The organism is Methylomonas koyamae, assembly GCF_019669905.1.
GTDB classification, from domain to species: domain Bacteria; phylum Pseudomonadota; class Gammaproteobacteria; order Methylococcales; family Methylomonadaceae; genus Methylomonas; species Methylomonas koyamae.
Map to the genome: position 1 here is coordinate 4,206,560 of NZ_AP019777.1, position 15,661 is coordinate 4,222,220.

At 54.3% G+C, this 15,661-nt stretch carries 14 protein-coding genes; 7 read left to right on the forward strand and 7 right to left on the reverse strand.

Translation table 11 applies throughout. The annotated features are described in order from the left end of the window. The first annotated feature begins 6 nt into the window (after positions 1–6). The 6 genes from amoB (at position 7) to MKFW12EY_RS18995 (ending at position 6,340) form a co-directional block, all read left to right on the forward strand. On the forward strand, positions 7–1,245 hold the full coding sequence (gene amoB, locus MKFW12EY_RS18970; protein WP_054761690.1) for a bacterial ammonia monooxygenase, subunit AmoB: 1,239 nt from the start codon (positions 7–9) through the stop codon (positions 1,243–1,245). 16 nt (positions 1,246–1,261) lie between these two features. Continuing rightward, the gene (gene amoC / locus MKFW12EY_RS18975; protein ID WP_221053569.1) at positions 1,262–2,035 is read left to right on the forward strand and encodes a bacterial ammonia monooxygenase, subunit AmoC; all 774 of its coding nucleotides are present in this window, start codon (positions 1,262–1,264) and stop codon (positions 2,033–2,035) included. A gap of 101 nt (positions 2,036–2,136) precedes the next feature. Beyond that, complete coding sequence (locus MKFW12EY_RS18980) at positions 2,137–3,501, forward strand: IS1380 family transposase (protein WP_221053570.1); 1,365 nt, start codon at positions 2,137–2,139, stop codon at positions 3,499–3,501. Positions 3,502–4,102: 601 nt separating this feature from the next. Next, the gene (locus tag MKFW12EY_RS18985; RefSeq protein WP_054762051.1) at positions 4,103–5,365 is read left to right on the forward strand and encodes an MFS transporter; all 1,263 of its coding nucleotides are present in this window, start codon (positions 4,103–4,105) and stop codon (positions 5,363–5,365) included. A gap of 20 nt (positions 5,366–5,385) precedes the next feature. Next, on the forward strand, positions 5,386–5,766 hold the full coding sequence (locus tag MKFW12EY_RS18990; protein ID WP_054762053.1) for a tautomerase family protein: 381 nt from the start codon (positions 5,386–5,388) through the stop codon (positions 5,764–5,766). A gap of 67 nt (positions 5,767–5,833) precedes the next feature. Continuing rightward, the gene (locus tag MKFW12EY_RS18995; protein WP_221053572.1) at positions 5,834–6,340 is read left to right on the forward strand and encodes a DUF1993 domain-containing protein; all 507 of its coding nucleotides are present in this window, start codon (positions 5,834–5,836) and stop codon (positions 6,338–6,340) included. 361 nt (positions 6,341–6,701) lie between these two features. On the opposite strand, the gene MKFW12EY_RS19000 is transcribed toward MKFW12EY_RS18995, so the two are convergent. The 4 genes from MKFW12EY_RS19000 to MKFW12EY_RS19015 form a co-directional block, all read right to left on the reverse strand. Next, complete coding sequence (locus MKFW12EY_RS19000; RefSeq protein ID WP_157199404.1) at positions 6,702–7,388, reverse strand: PEP-CTERM sorting domain-containing protein; 687 nt, start codon at positions 7,386–7,388, stop codon at positions 6,702–6,704. 610 nt (positions 7,389–7,998) lie between these two features. Continuing rightward, positions 7,999–8,796: an SDR family NAD(P)-dependent oxidoreductase gene (locus MKFW12EY_RS19005; protein ID WP_054762058.1), complete on the reverse strand. Its 798-nt coding sequence runs from the start codon at positions 8,794–8,796 to the stop codon at positions 7,999–8,001. A 54-nt stretch (positions 8,797–8,850) separates the two neighbouring features. Further along, entirely contained in the window at positions 8,851–9,870 is a 1,020-nt protein-coding gene (locus MKFW12EY_RS19010; protein ID WP_221053573.1) for an NADP-dependent oxidoreductase, read from the reverse strand. A 176-nt stretch (positions 9,871–10,046) separates the two neighbouring features. Continuing rightward, positions 10,047–10,892 (reverse strand): oxidoreductase, encoded by an 846-nt coding sequence (locus tag MKFW12EY_RS19015; RefSeq protein ID WP_054762060.1) that lies wholly within the window; start codon positions 10,890–10,892, stop codon positions 10,047–10,049. A gap of 104 nt (positions 10,893–10,996) precedes the next feature. Here MKFW12EY_RS19015 and MKFW12EY_RS19020 point away from each other — a divergent pair, with 104 nt between their 5' ends. Further along, a complete protein-coding gene (locus MKFW12EY_RS19020; RefSeq protein ID WP_054762063.1) occupies positions 10,997–11,494 on the forward strand; it encodes a winged helix-turn-helix transcriptional regulator in 498 nt (165 codons plus the stop codon). A gap of 154 nt (positions 11,495–11,648) precedes the next feature. Here the strand turns inward: MKFW12EY_RS19020 and alr are convergent, their stop codons facing one another. From alr to MKFW12EY_RS19035, 3 genes are all read right to left on the reverse strand, one after another. Continuing rightward, positions 11,649–12,752: an alanine racemase gene (gene alr, locus MKFW12EY_RS19025; protein WP_054762064.1), complete on the reverse strand. Its 1,104-nt coding sequence runs from the start codon at positions 12,750–12,752 to the stop codon at positions 11,649–11,651. Next, entirely contained in the window at positions 12,749–14,143 is a 1,395-nt protein-coding gene (gene dnaB / locus MKFW12EY_RS19030; RefSeq protein ID WP_054762085.1) for a replicative DNA helicase, read from the reverse strand. The genes alr and dnaB overlap by 4 nt, the downstream gene beginning before the upstream one ends. An 84-nt stretch (positions 14,144–14,227) precedes the next feature. Continuing rightward, a complete protein-coding gene (locus tag MKFW12EY_RS19035) occupies positions 14,228–15,496 on the reverse strand; it encodes an HD-GYP domain-containing protein (RefSeq protein ID WP_245006356.1) in 1,269 nt (422 codons plus the stop codon). Positions 15,497–15,661 lie beyond the last annotated feature (165 nt).

The window sequence follows — 15,661 nt, forward strand, 5'->3', positions numbered from 1 at the left end:
ACAGTCATGAAATCACTTTTTAAACCTTGGCTGTTGGCAGTGCTTTGCATAAACGTATTGTCGATATTTGCGGTACCCACTGCGCAGGCGCATGGCGAAAAAGCACTGGAGCCGTTCATCAGGATGCGCACCATCCAGTGGTACGACGTGCAATGGTCCACGCAAAAATTCAACGTCAACGATGAAGTCAGCGTCAGCGGCAAGTTTCATGTCGCCGAAGACTGGCCGATCAGTGTGCCGAAACCGGAAGCCAGCTTCTTGAATATCTCCACCCCAGGACCGGTATTGATTCGTACCGAGCGCTACCTGAACGGTAAACCTTGGACCAACTCGGTGGCCCTGGAGCCGGGTGGCGACTACGAGTTCAAGGTGGTCATGAAAGGCCGTTTGCCTGGCCATTATCACATTCACCCGTTTTTTAATTTAAAAGACGCCGGTCAGGTCATGGGGCCTGGGGTGTGGCTGGACATTGGCGGCGATCCCGCCGACTTTAGCAATACCATTCAAACCATCAACGGTGAAATGATCGACATGGAAAGCTTCGGCTTTGCCAATGGTGTGTTTTGGCATCTGTTCTGGGGCGCGTTGGCGGCTGCCTGGTTGTTGTGGTGGGTGCGCCGTCCCTTGTTCATCAGCCGCTACCGCATGCTGGATGCCGGTTTGGAACATGAACTGATCACCGATCAGGACAAAACCATCGCCAAGGCCGTGTTAGTGGGCGTGCCGGTATTGGTGTTGGCGCTGAATGCTGTCACCGCCAACCAGTACCCGGACGCCATCCCATTACAAGCGGGCTTGGATAGGATTTTGCCTCTGCCGGCGCAAGTCAATGCCGGCATGGTCAATGTCGACACGCTAAAAGCCGAATACAACGTGGCGCAACGCGCGATGCGGTTGGAGTTTAGTATCGACAATCGTAGCCAAGGCGCGGTCAGGATCGGCCAATTTTCCAGTTCCAACGTGCATTTCATGAACGCTGACTTAGCGAGTGTCAACAGCAAGCCCGGCAAGGATGACGTCAGTAATAACGGTCTGATCCTGAGTGACAACACACCTATCGCCCCCGGCGAACAACGCACCGTCACCGTAGAAGTGCGCGATGCGGCCTGGGAATCGGAAAAGCTGGATGGGCTGATCAAAGATGCGGACAGCCGGCTGGGTGGCTTGCTGTTTCTTTACGACGACGTGATGGGAAAACGCTATATATCGAGCATTTCCGCCGCCGTCATTCCCAAATTCAATTAATTCAGGAGCACACATCATGGCTACCACGACAGAACACGTGAGCTTAAGCAGCGAAAACCCCAAATCATTGCCTTGGTATTTGACCGACTTACCCAAATATTTAAAAGGCTTTGGCTTTTTAACCGTTATGTACATCAGTTTACGCCTGTATCAGGGCGCTTTTGCCATAGCACACGGTTTGGATTCCTCGGAGCCGGCGTTCGAACAATACTGGATGCGGCTGTTTTATATCGAACTGGCGGTGATTGCCGCCGTCGCCAGCGGCTTTTGGGGTTACTTATGGACCACGCGCGACCGCAATCTGGATCAACTGGCACCCAAGGAAGAAATTCGCCGTTATTTCACGTTGACGATGTGGATCAGTATTTACACCTTTGCGGTGTATTGGGCGGGCAGTTATTTTGCCGAACAGGACAACTCCTGGCATCAGGTGGCAATCCGCGACACGCCGTTTACCGCCAATCACATCATCGAGTTCTATTTTAACTTCCCGTTGTACGTGATTTTGGGCGGTTGTGCCTGGCTGTACGCCAGAACCCGCTTGCCCTTGTACGCCAAAGGCATTTCGTTGCCGTTGACCTTGGCGGTGTTCGGACCCTTCATGATCTTGGTCAGCGTCGGATTCAACGAATGGGGACATACCTTTTGGTTTAGAGAGGAGTTCTTCGCCGCGCCGATTCATTGGGGCTTTGTGATTGGGGTTTGGTTTGCGTTGGGCGTTGGTGGGATCTTGCTGCAAGGTGTGACTCGGCTGATCGAGCTCATGGACAAAATCGAAGACGCCGAATAGGTCTGCTTACTACCTTAGTCCGTGTTCCTGCGCGCCAATTGCTCTGTAATGTAATGATAAATAAGGGATAATTGGCGTTTATTTTTTCACCCTAACTGCTCATGAGTCGCTTCAAACTGAAAGCTTCAAAAAAGGAATTCACCTCGTATGCCGGGCTGGCCTTGGTCGGGCAATGCCTGGACATCATCAATGTTGAAGCGGTGGTTGATGGACGGATACCGGTCTCGCAAGGTATCAAGACTTCGGACGTGGTCAAATCAGCGACCGCCCTGCTCAGCATCGGCAAGAGCGATTTCGAGGCGATCGAGCCGTTTCGGGAAGACCGGTTTTTCAAGCAGGCGCTCAACCTGCGTAAAGTGCCGGGCAGCGTCTGGTTGCGGCAACGACTGGACCGCGTCAGTGATGCGTTGCGGGAGCCGTTGGACGAGATGTCGATGCGCTTGATTGAACGCTCCGACGCGCCGATCACACCGCACAAAGGGTACGTCTGCCTGGACATAGACACCTTTGTGATGGATCAAAGCGGCAGCAAGAAGGAAGAGGTCAGTCGTACCTATCAGGGTGTGGACGGGTATACGCCGGTAGCGGCCTATCTGGGCAACGAAGGCTGGTGCGTGGGTTTGGAGCTACGGCCTGGACGTTGGCATTCGTCACTGGAGATTGAGTATTTTCTGGAACGGCTGTTGCCGCGCGTCGAACGTCTGGTGCCCGTTGATCAAGCCGTGCTGATGCGCAAGGATTCGGGTTTCGATAGCGCCAAGTTATTGTTTGCAGCGGCGGCTGAAAAAGACCGCTGGGCGGCTCTGGGTCGGCAGTTCGAGTATTTGGTGAAATGGAACCCACGTCGCCAGGACAAAGATAGCTGGATTGCGCAAGCCGAGGCGCTCGGCGCCTTCATTGAGAAGCGTCCGGGCAAGCGCGAAGCGCTGTTCTCGATGAACGTCGAACGCCGCTTTGGCAAACAAACCCGCCGCTTCCGCCTAGTGATACGCCTGATCGAACGTACCATCAGCAAACACGGGCAACACCTGCTGTTACCGGACATCGAACTGGAAGGCTGGTGGACCAGTTTGGACGACGAGGAAGCGATGGTCATCGAACGCTATCGCGACCACGGTACCCATGAGCAATTCCACTCCGAGTTCAAAACCGACCTCGATCTGGAACGTCTACCGTCTGGCAAGTTTGACACCAACGACGCCATCCTGCGTCTCGGCATGCTGGCATACAATTGTTTGCGACTGCTCGGACAACTGGGCTTGCTCGGTGACTTGGCGCCGATCCGGCATCCAGCCAAGCGGCGGCGGATCAAAACAGTGTTACAGGAAATCATGTATCGTGCCGGGCAAGTCATACACAAAGCCAGACAGTGGTGGCTGGATTTGGGGCAGGCGTCGCCGGTTGCCCGGTTATTTGAATATCTGCAGCAACGCCTGGTGGTTCAGCCACCTGCCGCGACGGGATAAACGACGCCGCAAACCCGATGTTTCATGAACGCCCCTCCTTGCCGATAAGGCCGGGCCGTCAGGTGTTTGTCCATGCCCTGTCAAAGGGGCAGAAAATGCGCTGATGAAAGGCAACGCTAGATTTTTTTTGAGAAACACATCGCTAGTAGGACGATAAAAACAACGCAAGCCGGATCGGGTATCGAGAAAATGCGCCCCTTGCGCACTCAGGGCCGTTTAAGCTGGCGTGAGCACGGATTCAGGTACTATTCACCCGGCCCTTAAATACCCTCAATTCGTCATTCCCGCGAAAGCGGGAATCCATTGCATCCAATGGGCTCCCGCTTTCGCGGGAGCGACGATATTTAATGGCCGGGACAATAATCATTAATCGCTTCCCGTTTGGGCGGGGACAGTTTTAAGGTTAAGCCGTTCGTGGTCGACTGCATGGATGCAGGAGGTAGAGCAACGCAGGAGCAGTTGCCGAGAGCCTGTCGAACCACAATCGGCTCTTGTGCCCGTTGGATATAACCGTCCACCCTTCGACAAGCTCAGGGCGAACGGTTAAGCCTTTATATGTCCCGCTTTAAACGCAAAGCCTGACTATTAAACCCACACGACCATGTTTCAATCCAAGTCCGATGTCGCCATGCCAAAGAGTCACACTGATTCAGTTCACTATGCCTGGGTCGTACTCGCGGTCACCTTTCTTTGCTTGTTTATGGCATCGGCACTGCGCTCCGTTCCAGGAATCATCATGCTGTCCCTGGAACAGGAGTTTGCCTGGAACCGGGAAACCATTAGCGGCGCCATTTCACTCAACCTGCTGTTATTTGGCCTTGCCGGGCCATTTTTAGGCCGATTGATGGATGTCTACGGCGCTAAACGGATCAGCGTTATCACCTTGATTTTGTCGGTGGCGGGTGCCGGCGGCAGCGTTTTTATGCAGGAATCCTGGCAACTGTATTTGCTGTGGGGATTGCTGATTGGCGCAGGCTCCGGCGGCACTTCCATGATTATGGGCTCGGCGTTGATCAATCGCTGGTTCCATAAACACCGGGGGCTGGCGTTAGGCATATTGGGCGCTGCTTTCTCCTCCGGCCAGTTAGTATTCACCCCGGTGTTAATGCAGATCAATGTGCATGAAGGTTGGCGTGCGGCGACGCTGTTTATCGCCGTGGGCTTAGGCCTGGTGGCTTTACCGTTGGTGCTGAAATTTTTAAGAGACGATCCCGCATCAAAAGGTCTGTCGGCCTATGGGGAGCGTAGCGTTCATCGAACAATGCTCAAGCCTGATCAAAATCCCATGCGCGCGGCCATGCGCAGTCCGCAATTCTGGTTGTTGGCTGCGAGTTTTGGCATTTGCGGGTTAACCACCTCGGGGCTTTTTCAGACGCATCTGATTCCGCACGGCATCGAACATGGCTTTACCGAAATGACCATGGCCATGTCCTTAGGCGTCATGGGCGCGGCCGATGTGTTCGGCACCATTTTATCCGGTTGGTTATGCGACCGGTACGGCAAGCGCTGGCCGCTGGCGTTTTATTACCTCGTCAGAGGCGCGACCCTAATCGTTCTGCCCAGCATCGATAGCACCGGACAATTAATGTTGTTCTCGATTATTTACGGCATGAATTGGTTGTCCACGATTCCGGCAACCTCGGCCTTGACCGCCGATTTGTTCGGAAAACAAAACGTTGGCGTGGTATTCGGCTGGATCTGCTTCGCGCATCAAATCGGAGCCGCCATTGCCGCCTACAGCGCCGGGTACGTCCATAGTCTGATGGGTGACTACCACCTGGCTTTTGTGGCCTCGGGCCTATTCGCTTTTGTCGCTACCGGCATCGTTGTTTTTATAAAAGAACCGCAAACTGTTCGTTTTTAATTTAATTTTGGAGGAATAACATGCCCCTAGTTCGAATATCGTTAATGAAGCAAGAAAATAAAGAGTTCGGGAGAAAGATTGGCAAAATTGTTCATCAAGAAATGGTGCGCACAATCAATGTACCCGAAAAAGATTGTTTTCAGGTTATTACCGAACATGATAATAATTCTTTAATTTACGATTCCAATTATCTTGGTATACATCGCAGCGATGGCATCATCTTTATCCAAATAACCTTGAATGAAGGCAGAGGTGTCGATTTAAAGAAATCACTTTATAAAAACATCGCCGATAGTCTACATAATCAGCTAGATATACGCAGAGAAGATGTCTTAATAAGCCTCGTTGAAGTCAAAAAGGAAAACTGGTCGTTCGGGAATGGCATTGCGCAGTATGCTTAATAAGCGGTCAATACTTCTGCGCTTCATTAATCTGATTAAATGTTTTTAACAAAATTAGGAGACTATTATGTCAATCGATATGTATCAAGCATCAATACAAGTTTTTATCAAAATGCTGGGCAATTTATCGAAAATACTTGATAAAGCCGCAACCCATGCCGAAGCGAAAAAAATTGATCCATCGGTCTTAATAAATTACCGTTTGGCCCCCGATATGTTTCCGCTCAGCAAACAAGTTCAAATTGCAACGGATATGGTCAAAGGCTGTGCCGCCCGCTTGGCGGGATTAGAGATTCCACGCTATGAAGACAATGAAAGCACATTTGCCGATTTGCAGGCTCGTATATCCAAAACCATCGCTTTTATCCAAGATGTAACCCCGGAACAAATAAATGGTACTGAGAACCTTGCTATTAATTTCAAGATTGGCGGCACCGAGAAAAGCTTTATCGGTCTTCCATACTTGCTGGATTTTGTCCTGCCAAATTTTTATTTCCACATCACGATGACCTACGCAATCCTTCGGCATAATGGGGTTGAATTGGGGAAATCGGACTTTTTGGGGGTGGATTAATTCCGCGTTTGAATTATCCATGTCTTTTGTTTTCCATAGGCAGAATTGGTTGTTTTGCCTATGGTGATTCTATCCGCTGTCGTTATGGGAAATCCCTTCGTAAAAAAATCGAACCTTATGAGGAATGATCGCGCTTCCATAAATCAACAACCCACCCTGGCCTGAAATTTTTATAGATGCGCAGCTCGTAGGATGCGGTGAACAATGTGAACCGCATCAATCGCGAACGATGTAGTTCGTGCCTCACCGCATCCTACGGTCCTTGCTGTATGCCTGGTTTGGAACCTATAACCCTCGATCAAAGGCTAATTGCATAATAGATGTAGGGTAACTGTGGGAGACGCTTGTAAAGACTAAATGATCAAGCAATACCACGTTTGCGCTTTAAGACCAATCCGGCCAGTGCGGAGCCGAACAGCCACAAGCTAGCAGGTAAAGGCACTGCGGTAATCGAGTAATGGTCAAGCACACCCGTTGCGGCAGGCTCCGATGAATTACGATTTCTAATTCTAATCGCGGCAAAACTGGGCGATAAATCCAGATCGAGAATGCCGGCGTAGTCCTGATTTTCAATGTGCGTTGCGGTAAAAGAATCTGCTGAAAACAGTACTAAAACCATAAAGTTGGTGGCTGAGTTGTCGTCGGCGATATGTGTGTCGCTTATGTCAGCCGTATCGTAGATACCCGGATTAATCCGACCTTGCAGGCCGACGCTATTGATCATCGCCTGTGTCAGTTCAAGATCGTTTTCAAAATGTACTTCAATTTTGTCGTTGCCTTGCTTGGCTACTCCGCCATTGACGGCTATTGAAGATGAGGCGTTGTTTAAATAGGTTAGCTCTATACGGGGAGTAGATACGTTGGGAGGCGTTTGGTAGGCGCTTAAATCAGGGGTGTCCGGATTAAGGGTAAACTGCCCGGAAAATGTATCGCCGATGTGATAGCTGGTTGATTCTGTAATCAAATGCCCGCCGAAACTAAATTGCACAGCAGCATTAGCGGCGCTGGAAAATAAGTAAACGGCTAACAAGCCGTACAGTTTTTTCATGGACTTTTCCTTATTTAAAGTAGATGACGATTAAGATTTGCAGCAGTCTGTCTAGCGCCAAGACTCTGCACAAGGCTTATCATTGCTGGCCTTCAATACATAATTTTGGACAATAGGCTTGATAAGTAACAGGAAGCCAGGGGTCAGGTCTTGCAAATCAAGCACTGATGCTACCACGAACGACAGACCTGGCCGTAGGGTGGATAAGCGAAGCGCCATCCACCATAGAAACGCAAATAGGTAGATGGCGCTCGCTTATCCACCCTACAACTTTTATTATTTGAATGGCTGATAAATTTTAAACCGACATTCAAGATAAATACACACTTCCGCCTTGGGTCCTAACAAGACGATCAAGCTCTAATCAACCACGCCATGAGATATCAGGAAATCAAATTCCAACCACTTGATCGAGTTCAATGATAAAGACTGTCGGCCATCATTCCAACCTCATTCTGCCAATAGCCTTTTTATTGCCACATCACGACGAACTACGCCACTGTGACGCTCAGCATCAGAACGCCAACCAGTCCCGCACCTTTCCATATGCGATTTATAGCGGCCTGTGGCGTTATCAAAATACGGCGCATGTTATTCACATTGAAAACAATCAGGACGGCGTAGCTAGACGTGGCGCGGACTTGCCGGTTTGCGTCGCCGCGAAGAGTTCGGACCTGTGAGCGTCGTATCGGTCCCAGTGTCTGGCGTCAGCCAGGGAGGGCCAGGTGACCAGCTCGCCTTGGTCGAAACCAGCCAGCGCGGCATCGACAAGATGCTCGGTAGTCATCACCGCTTCTTCTGGAAACGCGCTCAGTGGCATCCCGGCGGTATCCCAAAGTTCGGTGGCTGTGGCGGCAGGCAACACCACTTGAACCTTAATCCCGGTATCTGCCAATTCTTGCTGTAGACCGCGACTGAAATTGAGCACGAACGCTTTCGTGCCGCTGTATACCGAGCTCACCGGAAACGCATGAACAGCCAATACCGAGGCGATATTGATAATGACACCTTCGTTGCGTGCCTTGAACGCAGGCAACACGGCATGCGTCAATCGCGTCAGCGCCGTGATATTCAACGCGATCTGCGACAAGGAGTCTTTCACTGGCGCTTCAGTCACAGGGCTCAGTCTGGCTATGCCGGCATTGTTGACCAATAGACTGATAGCGGGATTGGCAGCGAGAACGGCTTCAAGACTCGCGAGATCTGTTTCGTTCTCAAGATCGGCCACCCGCGTTTCGGCCTTGATGCCGTAAGCCTGCTCTAGTTTGGCGGCAAGATTTTGTAAGCGGTCGCCGCGCCGGGCGACCAGCAACAGGTCGTATCCGCGTTGAGCTAGACGATCGGCGTAAACTGATCCGATACCGGAAGAAGCACCTGTTACAACAGCGATTTTTTTAGATGAAGTCATGGTTTTTTACCTTTGGAAGTGTTTGAAAAATGTGGAGCTTGGGTTGTCTTTTGTTCACAGCATCTTGACGACGACTTTCCCCCTAGAACGCCCCTGGGCGAGGTAGGCTAGCGCATCTTTGGCTTCCTCGAACGGAAACACCTTGTCGATCACAGGCTTGATACGCTCTGCTTCGAGGAGTTTGCCGATGTCGCCGAGTTGATCGCCATCGGGACGCACGAACAGAAATGAGTAAGTGACTGCCCGTTTTCTGGCAAGCCTCATGATCTTGCGGCTCATCAGCCCAAATACGAACCTGAGGACGAAATTCAAGCGCTTGGCATCCGCAAACGCCGCATCCAGCGGCCCGATCAAAGAGACGATCTTGCCTCCCGGCTTGAGAATTCCGACGGATTTCTCGAGCTCGGCTCCCTTGAGCGTGCCAAGCACTACATCGTAGCCGCCCAGCACTTTCTCAAAATCTTGCTTCTTGTAATCGACGACTTCGTCCGCACCCAGGCTGCGTACCAGTTCAACGTTGCCGGTGCTGGTGGTGGTTGCCACCGTGGCGCCAAGGTGCTTTGCCAACTGGATCGCAAACGTGCCAATCCCGCCGGACCCTGCCGGGATGAACACCTTCTGGCCGGCCCGAAGATTGGCGCGCTCCTTCAGCGCTTGCCAGGAGGTAAGCCCGACCATCGGAATGGATGCGGCCTGCACGAAATCCAGATTGGCTGGCTTCAGTGCTGCGGCGCTCTCCGGCACCACCGCGAATTCGGCAAGCGACCCTGTGCCAAGGTCGAAGATACTGGCGAAGACGGCATCGCCCGGCTTGAAGCGCGTTACGCGGCTGCCGACCTCAACCACCACGCCCGCCAGATCGCTGCCCAGTGTGGCTGGCAACTGGAAATGCAGAACAGGCTTGAACATCCCGGTTGGAATCATGTTGTCGATCGGGTTCAGGCCCGCGGCGTGGACTTTTACCAGCAATTCGTCAGCCTTCGGTGTGGGGCGAGAAATGTCGGAAAAACCGATCTCGGGCGACTTGCTATAGCGTTTGAAGGTGAGGGCTTTCATGGTTAAGGTGCTATTCACAAAAAATTCCTTGTTGCTAAGTTCAGACTAAATCGTTGTTGATCCGCATAAAGCGGAAGCAGTTGTGGCGCAGGCTAGGGGGCGTTCGCCGACGACATGCACCTGGGCCCATACTTCGATATTGACCGGTTTGGGCTCGGGTATTTCGTTTCCATAACGATGGACGACGAACGCCTTCATGACATTTGTGGTTTTTTTATTGCGTCTAGCCGCAGATCTTTTCGAAGCCCTGCATCCAATACGCGAGCAGGCGCAAATCGGCGTAGCAAGCTCAAGCGCCTAGCAAGACCACCCGCCGTATATCGGAGCCTCGGGCGAGCAGCTCTGGCTGCTTTAAGCACCACATCGGCCACCACTTCCGGCTCGTCGGCAATAGCCATCACTTCCTCCAACACCTTGTCCAAGACCGCGCGGGTTTCGTGATACTCCGCAAGCTGCGAATCGGCCGCCAGCAGGTTCGCGTCAAACTTCGTCTTTGTGTATGCGGGCTCGATGACAGAGACGCGGATGCCTCTGGAACGTAACTCGTGATCGAGCGATTCCGAATAGCCTTCGATCGCGTGCTTGCTCGCGGCATAAATCGCCATATACGGCATCGGCAATACGCCAAGCACGGAGCCAATGTTGATGATGCGGCCGCTGCCTTGGCGCCGCATATGGGGGGTAACGGCACGAGTCATGCGGACGATACCGAAGAAGTTTGTATCGAAAACCGACTGGGACTGTTCGATCGAACTCTCTTCCGCGCCAGCAGGCGCAACCCCGAAACCTGCGTTGTTCACAAGCAGGTCAATGCGTCCTTCCCGTTGCATCACCTCGCTAACGGCAGCTTCGACGGAGATATCGCTAGTCACGTCGAGAGACAGCATCTGAAAAGAACGTTGACCCGTTTGGACGGCGCCCCGTCTGCTGGTGCCATAGACCTTGTAGCCAGCCGCGGTCAACCGCAGAGCGGTTGCTTCGCCTATGCCCGAGGATGCGCCAGTGACCAACGCGACACTAATATTTTGCTTAATACTCATAATTCAAATCTCCTTACCGGGTGGATTGTCTATCGCCTAAGTGTTACTATCATTTTGGAAGTAATGTTACTACCAATTTGAAAGCAAGTCACTACCAAAATTGTATGAACGATAAAAATATTTGTGATGACCCTTGTCCAATCGCTCGTTGCTTGGCTTTTCTTGGCGACGCATGGAGTCTTTTGATCCTGCGGGACGCCCATTTCGGCCTCACCCGCTTTGACCAGTTTCGGAAAAACCTTGGCATCGGACCTGCGATCCTGACCCGAAGATTGGCGGCTCTGACAGCGGAAGGATTATTGGAAAAAAGGCTTTATTCTGAACGTCCGCCGCGCGAGGAGTATGTGTTGACTGCCGCTGGCCGCGATTTTCTGCCGGTGCTGTTCACGATTGGTGCCTGGGGACGTAAATATCGCGGCGAGGGCCGGCTGGTGCGCATCTTGGATGCCGAAACGGGGACGGAAATCAGACCGGTGCTTGTGGACGAGGTCACCGGGATAAAGATCGGGGATCGGCCGATACGCGTAGTCGAGCCGGATTTGGCAGAGTCGGGCAGTAACGGCATATCGTGCCCGGCTGCTTCCATGGCCGGAGCGGAATAACCGAACCACTGTTGTGGAAGCTATATACGCAGCATCGTGTCCAAACTAGGCTCGGATGGTTTAACGCTTTTTTTTCAGCGTTGAGTTCTGCGTTGTTGAGTGTTGTCGGCTATACGAAAGGGTAAGAGGGCTGTTTCTCAAATCCGCCAAGCGATTAGGTTTCGACGATGCACACTCTCTGCGTAATCCCGCACAGCAAGGTGTACGGAATCGTATCGGCGTGGCGGGCGATTTCCTCGACCGGCAGGCCGTTGCCCCACAGCGTGACCGGGTCGCCGGGCTGGGCGTCGGGTAGGTCGTTCAGGTCGACGGTGATCATGTCCATCGATACCCGGCCGATCAGCGGCACCCGGCGGCCGTTGACCAACACCGGCGCGCCGCTGCGGGTGGCGCGGTGGTAGCCGTCGCCGTAACCTATCGACACCACGCCCAAACGGGTGGCGCTGCGGCAGGTCCAGGTACCGCTGTAGCCCACGCTTTCGCCGGCGGCAAGGTCTTTAACCGCAATCAAGCGCGAATGCAGACTCATGGCCGGTTTCAAGCCGAAATCGGCGCCGGTTTTGCCGGCGAACGGCGAGCAACCGTACAGCATCAGACCCGGCCTGACCCAATCGCCGCCTCTGTCCTGAGCGGCGCCGGAGCGGACGCTGGGCCAGCCGATGATACCGGCCGAGTTGGCGATACTGCGTTGGCCCGGATAATCTTTGACGGCGTCGTTGAACAAATCGATCTGGCGCCGGGTTTTGTCGTCCAACAGATCGTCGGCGTTGGCGAAATGGGTGATCAAGTTGATCGGCTGTTCGACCGCCGCGCAGGCCAGCAAGGCCTGGTAGGCGGCAGCAAAATCGTGGGCCTTAAAACCCAAGCGGTTCATGCCGGTGTCCAGCTTCAGCCAGACCGCCAGCTTGATGGCGCGGTCGGGTTGCTGTTGCAGAATGGCGATTTGTTGCGGCGCGTGGATCACCGCGGCCAGCCGGTATTTCAGTAACTGCTGCAATTCGTCGGCGCAGACGAAGCCCTGCAACACGGTAATCGGCTGCTCGAAGCCGGCCTGGCGCAAGCGGGCACCTTCGTCGACCCTGGCGACGGCAAAACCGTCGGCCTGTTCCAGCGCCGCCGCGACCCGGTCCATACCGTGGCCGTAAGCGTTGGCCTTGATCACCGCCATGATTTTGTTGTCGGGCGCGTAGCGCTTGACTTGTTCCAGGTTATGCCGCACTGCATCCAGATCCAAGCGCACATAAGCCGGCGGCATCATTCGTAATCCTCCGGGCCGTCGTAAATCCCGGCGAAATTCTCGAACCGGGTGTATTGGCCGAGGAAGGTCAGCCGCACCGTGCCGAGCGGGCCGTTCCGTTGCTTGCCGATGATGACTTCGGCAATGCCTTTGTCCGGGCTGTCTTCGTGGTAAACCTCGTCGCGGTACACGAAGATAATCAAGTCGGCATCCTGCTCGATCGCGCCGGACTCGCGTAGATCGGACATCACCGGCCGTTTGTTGGGCCGCTGCTCCAGATTCCGGTTGAGCTGCGACAGCGCGATGACCGGCACGTTGAGTTCTTTCGCCAAGGCCTTCAAGCCGCGCGAGATGTCGGAAATCTGCTGCACCCGGTTATCGCCGCTGGCCGGCGATTGCATCAACTGCAAGTAATCGATCACGATCAGGCCGAGCTGGCCGTGTTCGCGAGTCAGGCGGCGGGCGCGGGAACGCACCTCGGTTGGCGTCAGCGCCGGGGTGTCGTCGATGAACATCTTGGTTTCGGCCAATAAATTGATCGCCGAAGTCAAACGCGGCCAGTCGTCGTCGTCCAGCTTGCCGGTTCTGACTTTATGCTGGTCGATGCGGCCCAACGACGACATCATCCGCATCGCCAGCGCCTCTCCCGGCATCTCCATACTGAACACCGCCACCGGCATGCCGCTCTTCAAGGCCACGTTTTCGGCCATGTTCATCGCAATCGTGGTTTTGCCCATCGACGGCCGGCCGGCGACGATGATCAAATCGGACGGTTGCAGGCCGGAGGTTTTCTCGTCCAGGTCGGTAAAGCCGGTGCTGGCGCCGGTGATGTCGCCATCCTGCTCGTACAACATTTCGATTTTGTCGACCGCCTTGGCCAACAGCGATTTGATCGAATTGAACCCGCCCTGCCCCTTCTGCCGCTGTTCGGCGATTTCGAATACTTTGCGCTCGGCGTTTTCCAGCAATTCGGCGGTTTCCCGGCCTTCGGTACTGAACGCCGAATCGGAAATTTCGGTGCCGACGTGGATCAGTTGCCGCAACACCGAACGGTCACGGACGATGTTAGCGTAAGCCACAATGTTGGCGGCGCTGGGGGTATCCCGCGCCAGCGTGCTCAGATAAGCCAGACCGCCGACATCCTGCAACTCGCCGGTGGTTTCCAGCACCTCTGAGATCGTGACGACATCGAACGGGTCCTGGCGCTCGGCCAATTCGGCGATGGCGCGAAAAATCAAACGGTGGTCGCGGCGGTAGAAATCGTTCTCGCCGACTTTATCGGCGACGGAGTCCCAAGTCTGGTTGTCCAGCAACAAACCGCCCAACACCGATTGCTCGGCTTGAATCGAATGCGGCGGAACTTTCAGAGACTCTACGGTTTGATCGGGCAGGAAATAAAGGTCTTCGGACATCGGCTCGGCGCGAATCGGCAGGGTAAATCGGAGCCGCATTATACCCGGATTTACGCCGGCTCCGGCCGGCAAGCGCCGGCGGATTTATTCCGGACAGAATTCGCCTTGGGCCAGATGGTAATAGTCTTCGGCGTCGGCTTTTAGCTTTTCCACCACGCCGGCGTCCAGCACGCCGTCGGCAACCCGGCGTTCCAGGTAGGCGACGATTTCCGCCAGCGGCATGCCGACCCGGTAAGGCCTCGATTGGGCTAAAGCCTGAAAAATATCGGCGACGCTGATAATGCGGCACTCCAGCGGCAACGCCGTTGCCGCGGTTTTGAACGGATAACCTTCGCCGCGCAGGTTTTCATGGTGCAGTCCGGCCCACTCCGGAATTTTCGAATCGACGAATACCCGCTGCAGAATCCGGTAGGTGTCGTAACTGTGGCGCTGCATGCAGGCCCGCTCTTCCGCAGTCAGGCTGCCGGGCTTGTCGATAATGTCTTCCGATACCCGCAATTTACCGATGTCGTGCAGCAAACCGGCGATTTCGACTTGCTCCAGGTTGGCGCCGTCGATACCGAAGGACTGCGCCAGCCGGCGGGCGATTTGCGCTACCCGCTCCGAATGCAGCTCGGTGTAGGGGCTTTTGGCGTCGACCACCCGCGAGAACAACCGGGCAATCTCGCGCAAATCGGGATAAGGCAACGTCTCCAGCGGCACGTGGTTACCCAGATTGCGCAAATCCTCGTCCAGATAATCCGGGTCCATCGCCAGCCAGAACGCCTGGCTCTGCGCCAAATCGGCGAACGCATCCAGTAACTCCGGACAAAACAGGCTGCCGGAATAACTTTGCAGCCGCTCGACAATCTTCGGTGCGGCAATCAGAATTTGTTCGCTGGCCAGATAAGGCGCCTGCAGCACGTCGATGCGGTCGGCCAGGAACAGCAGATTGGCACGCAGCCGGGTTCTGGCGGACAGCGCCGTTTGCTGCAACTTTTCCCAGCGGGTATGGTGGTAGCGGATCTCCTCCGCCAGATGGCTGAGCGGCGGACAGGCGCGCAGATATTCCTCGCCGCGCTGGCAGTGCGCTTCGGCGCCGTCCCATTCCAACGACTCGGTCAGGTGCCGGTGTTCGCGAATCTTGGCCACGCCGCAATCGTGCAACATGCCGGCCTGCAGAATACTGAGCCTATCCTCCGCCGACCAGGCCAATTTTCCGGCAATATGCCACGCCATCATCGCCACCCGCTTGCCGTGTTTGACTTCGTCGATACCGACCAAATCCAGCGCGCAGGTCAGCGCAATGATCGCACGGTGTAAATCGATGTGTTGGCTGTCCATAGGTAAGAGTCCCAAGGTTAGAGTTATCATGCGAGCCGCCGCCGGCCTAGCACTTCCAGTGCGCCGGTTTCATGTCCGTTGGCTGCGATGTTAATGCAGTTTAGCGGAGCCGGCAAAGCCCGCCGGACGTTATCCGCCGAATGCGTCACAGCTTATGTCGGCCGCAGCGCCAAGCCCTGAGCCGCCGGGCTGCAA

Excerpts from the sequence above, each read along its gene's own strand:
- amoB (WP_054761690.1), top strand. The coding sequence starts at position 7 with ATGAAATCACTTTTTAAACCTTGGCTGTTGGCAGTGCTTTGCATAAAC.
- amoC (WP_221053569.1), top strand. The coding sequence starts at position 1,262 with ATGGCTACCACGACAGAACACGTGAGCTTAAGCAGCGAAAACCCCAAA.
- MKFW12EY_RS18980 (WP_221053570.1), top strand. The coding sequence starts at position 2,137 with ATGAGTCGCTTCAAACTGAAAGCTTCAAAAAAGGAATTCACCTCGTAT.
- MKFW12EY_RS18985 (WP_054762051.1), top strand. The coding sequence starts at position 4,103 with ATGTTTCAATCCAAGTCCGATGTCGCCATGCCAAAGAGTCACACTGAT.
- MKFW12EY_RS18990 (WP_054762053.1), top strand. The coding sequence starts at position 5,386 with ATGCCCCTAGTTCGAATATCGTTAATGAAGCAAGAAAATAAAGAGTTC.
- MKFW12EY_RS18995 (WP_221053572.1), top strand. The coding sequence starts at position 5,834 with ATGTCAATCGATATGTATCAAGCATCAATACAAGTTTTTATCAAAATG.
- MKFW12EY_RS19000 (WP_157199404.1), bottom strand. The coding sequence starts at position 7,388 with ATGAAAAAACTGTACGGCTTGTTAGCCGTTTACTTATTTTCCAGCGCC.
- MKFW12EY_RS19005 (WP_054762058.1), bottom strand. The coding sequence starts at position 8,796 with ATGACTTCATCTAAAAAAATCGCTGTTGTAACAGGTGCTTCTTCCGGT.
- MKFW12EY_RS19015 (WP_054762060.1), bottom strand. The coding sequence starts at position 10,892 with ATGAGTATTAAGCAAAATATTAGTGTCGCGTTGGTCACTGGCGCATCC.
- MKFW12EY_RS19020 (WP_054762063.1), top strand. The coding sequence starts at position 10,997 with ATGAACGATAAAAATATTTGTGATGACCCTTGTCCAATCGCTCGTTGC.
- alr (WP_054762064.1), bottom strand. The coding sequence starts at position 12,752 with ATGATGCCGCCGGCTTATGTGCGCTTGGATCTGGATGCAGTGCGGCAT.
- dnaB (WP_054762085.1), bottom strand. The coding sequence starts at position 14,143 with ATGTCCGAAGACCTTTATTTCCTGCCCGATCAAACCGTAGAGTCTCTG.
- MKFW12EY_RS19035 (WP_245006356.1), bottom strand. The coding sequence starts at position 15,496 with ATGATAACTCTAACCTTGGGACTCTTACCTATGGACAGCCAACACATC.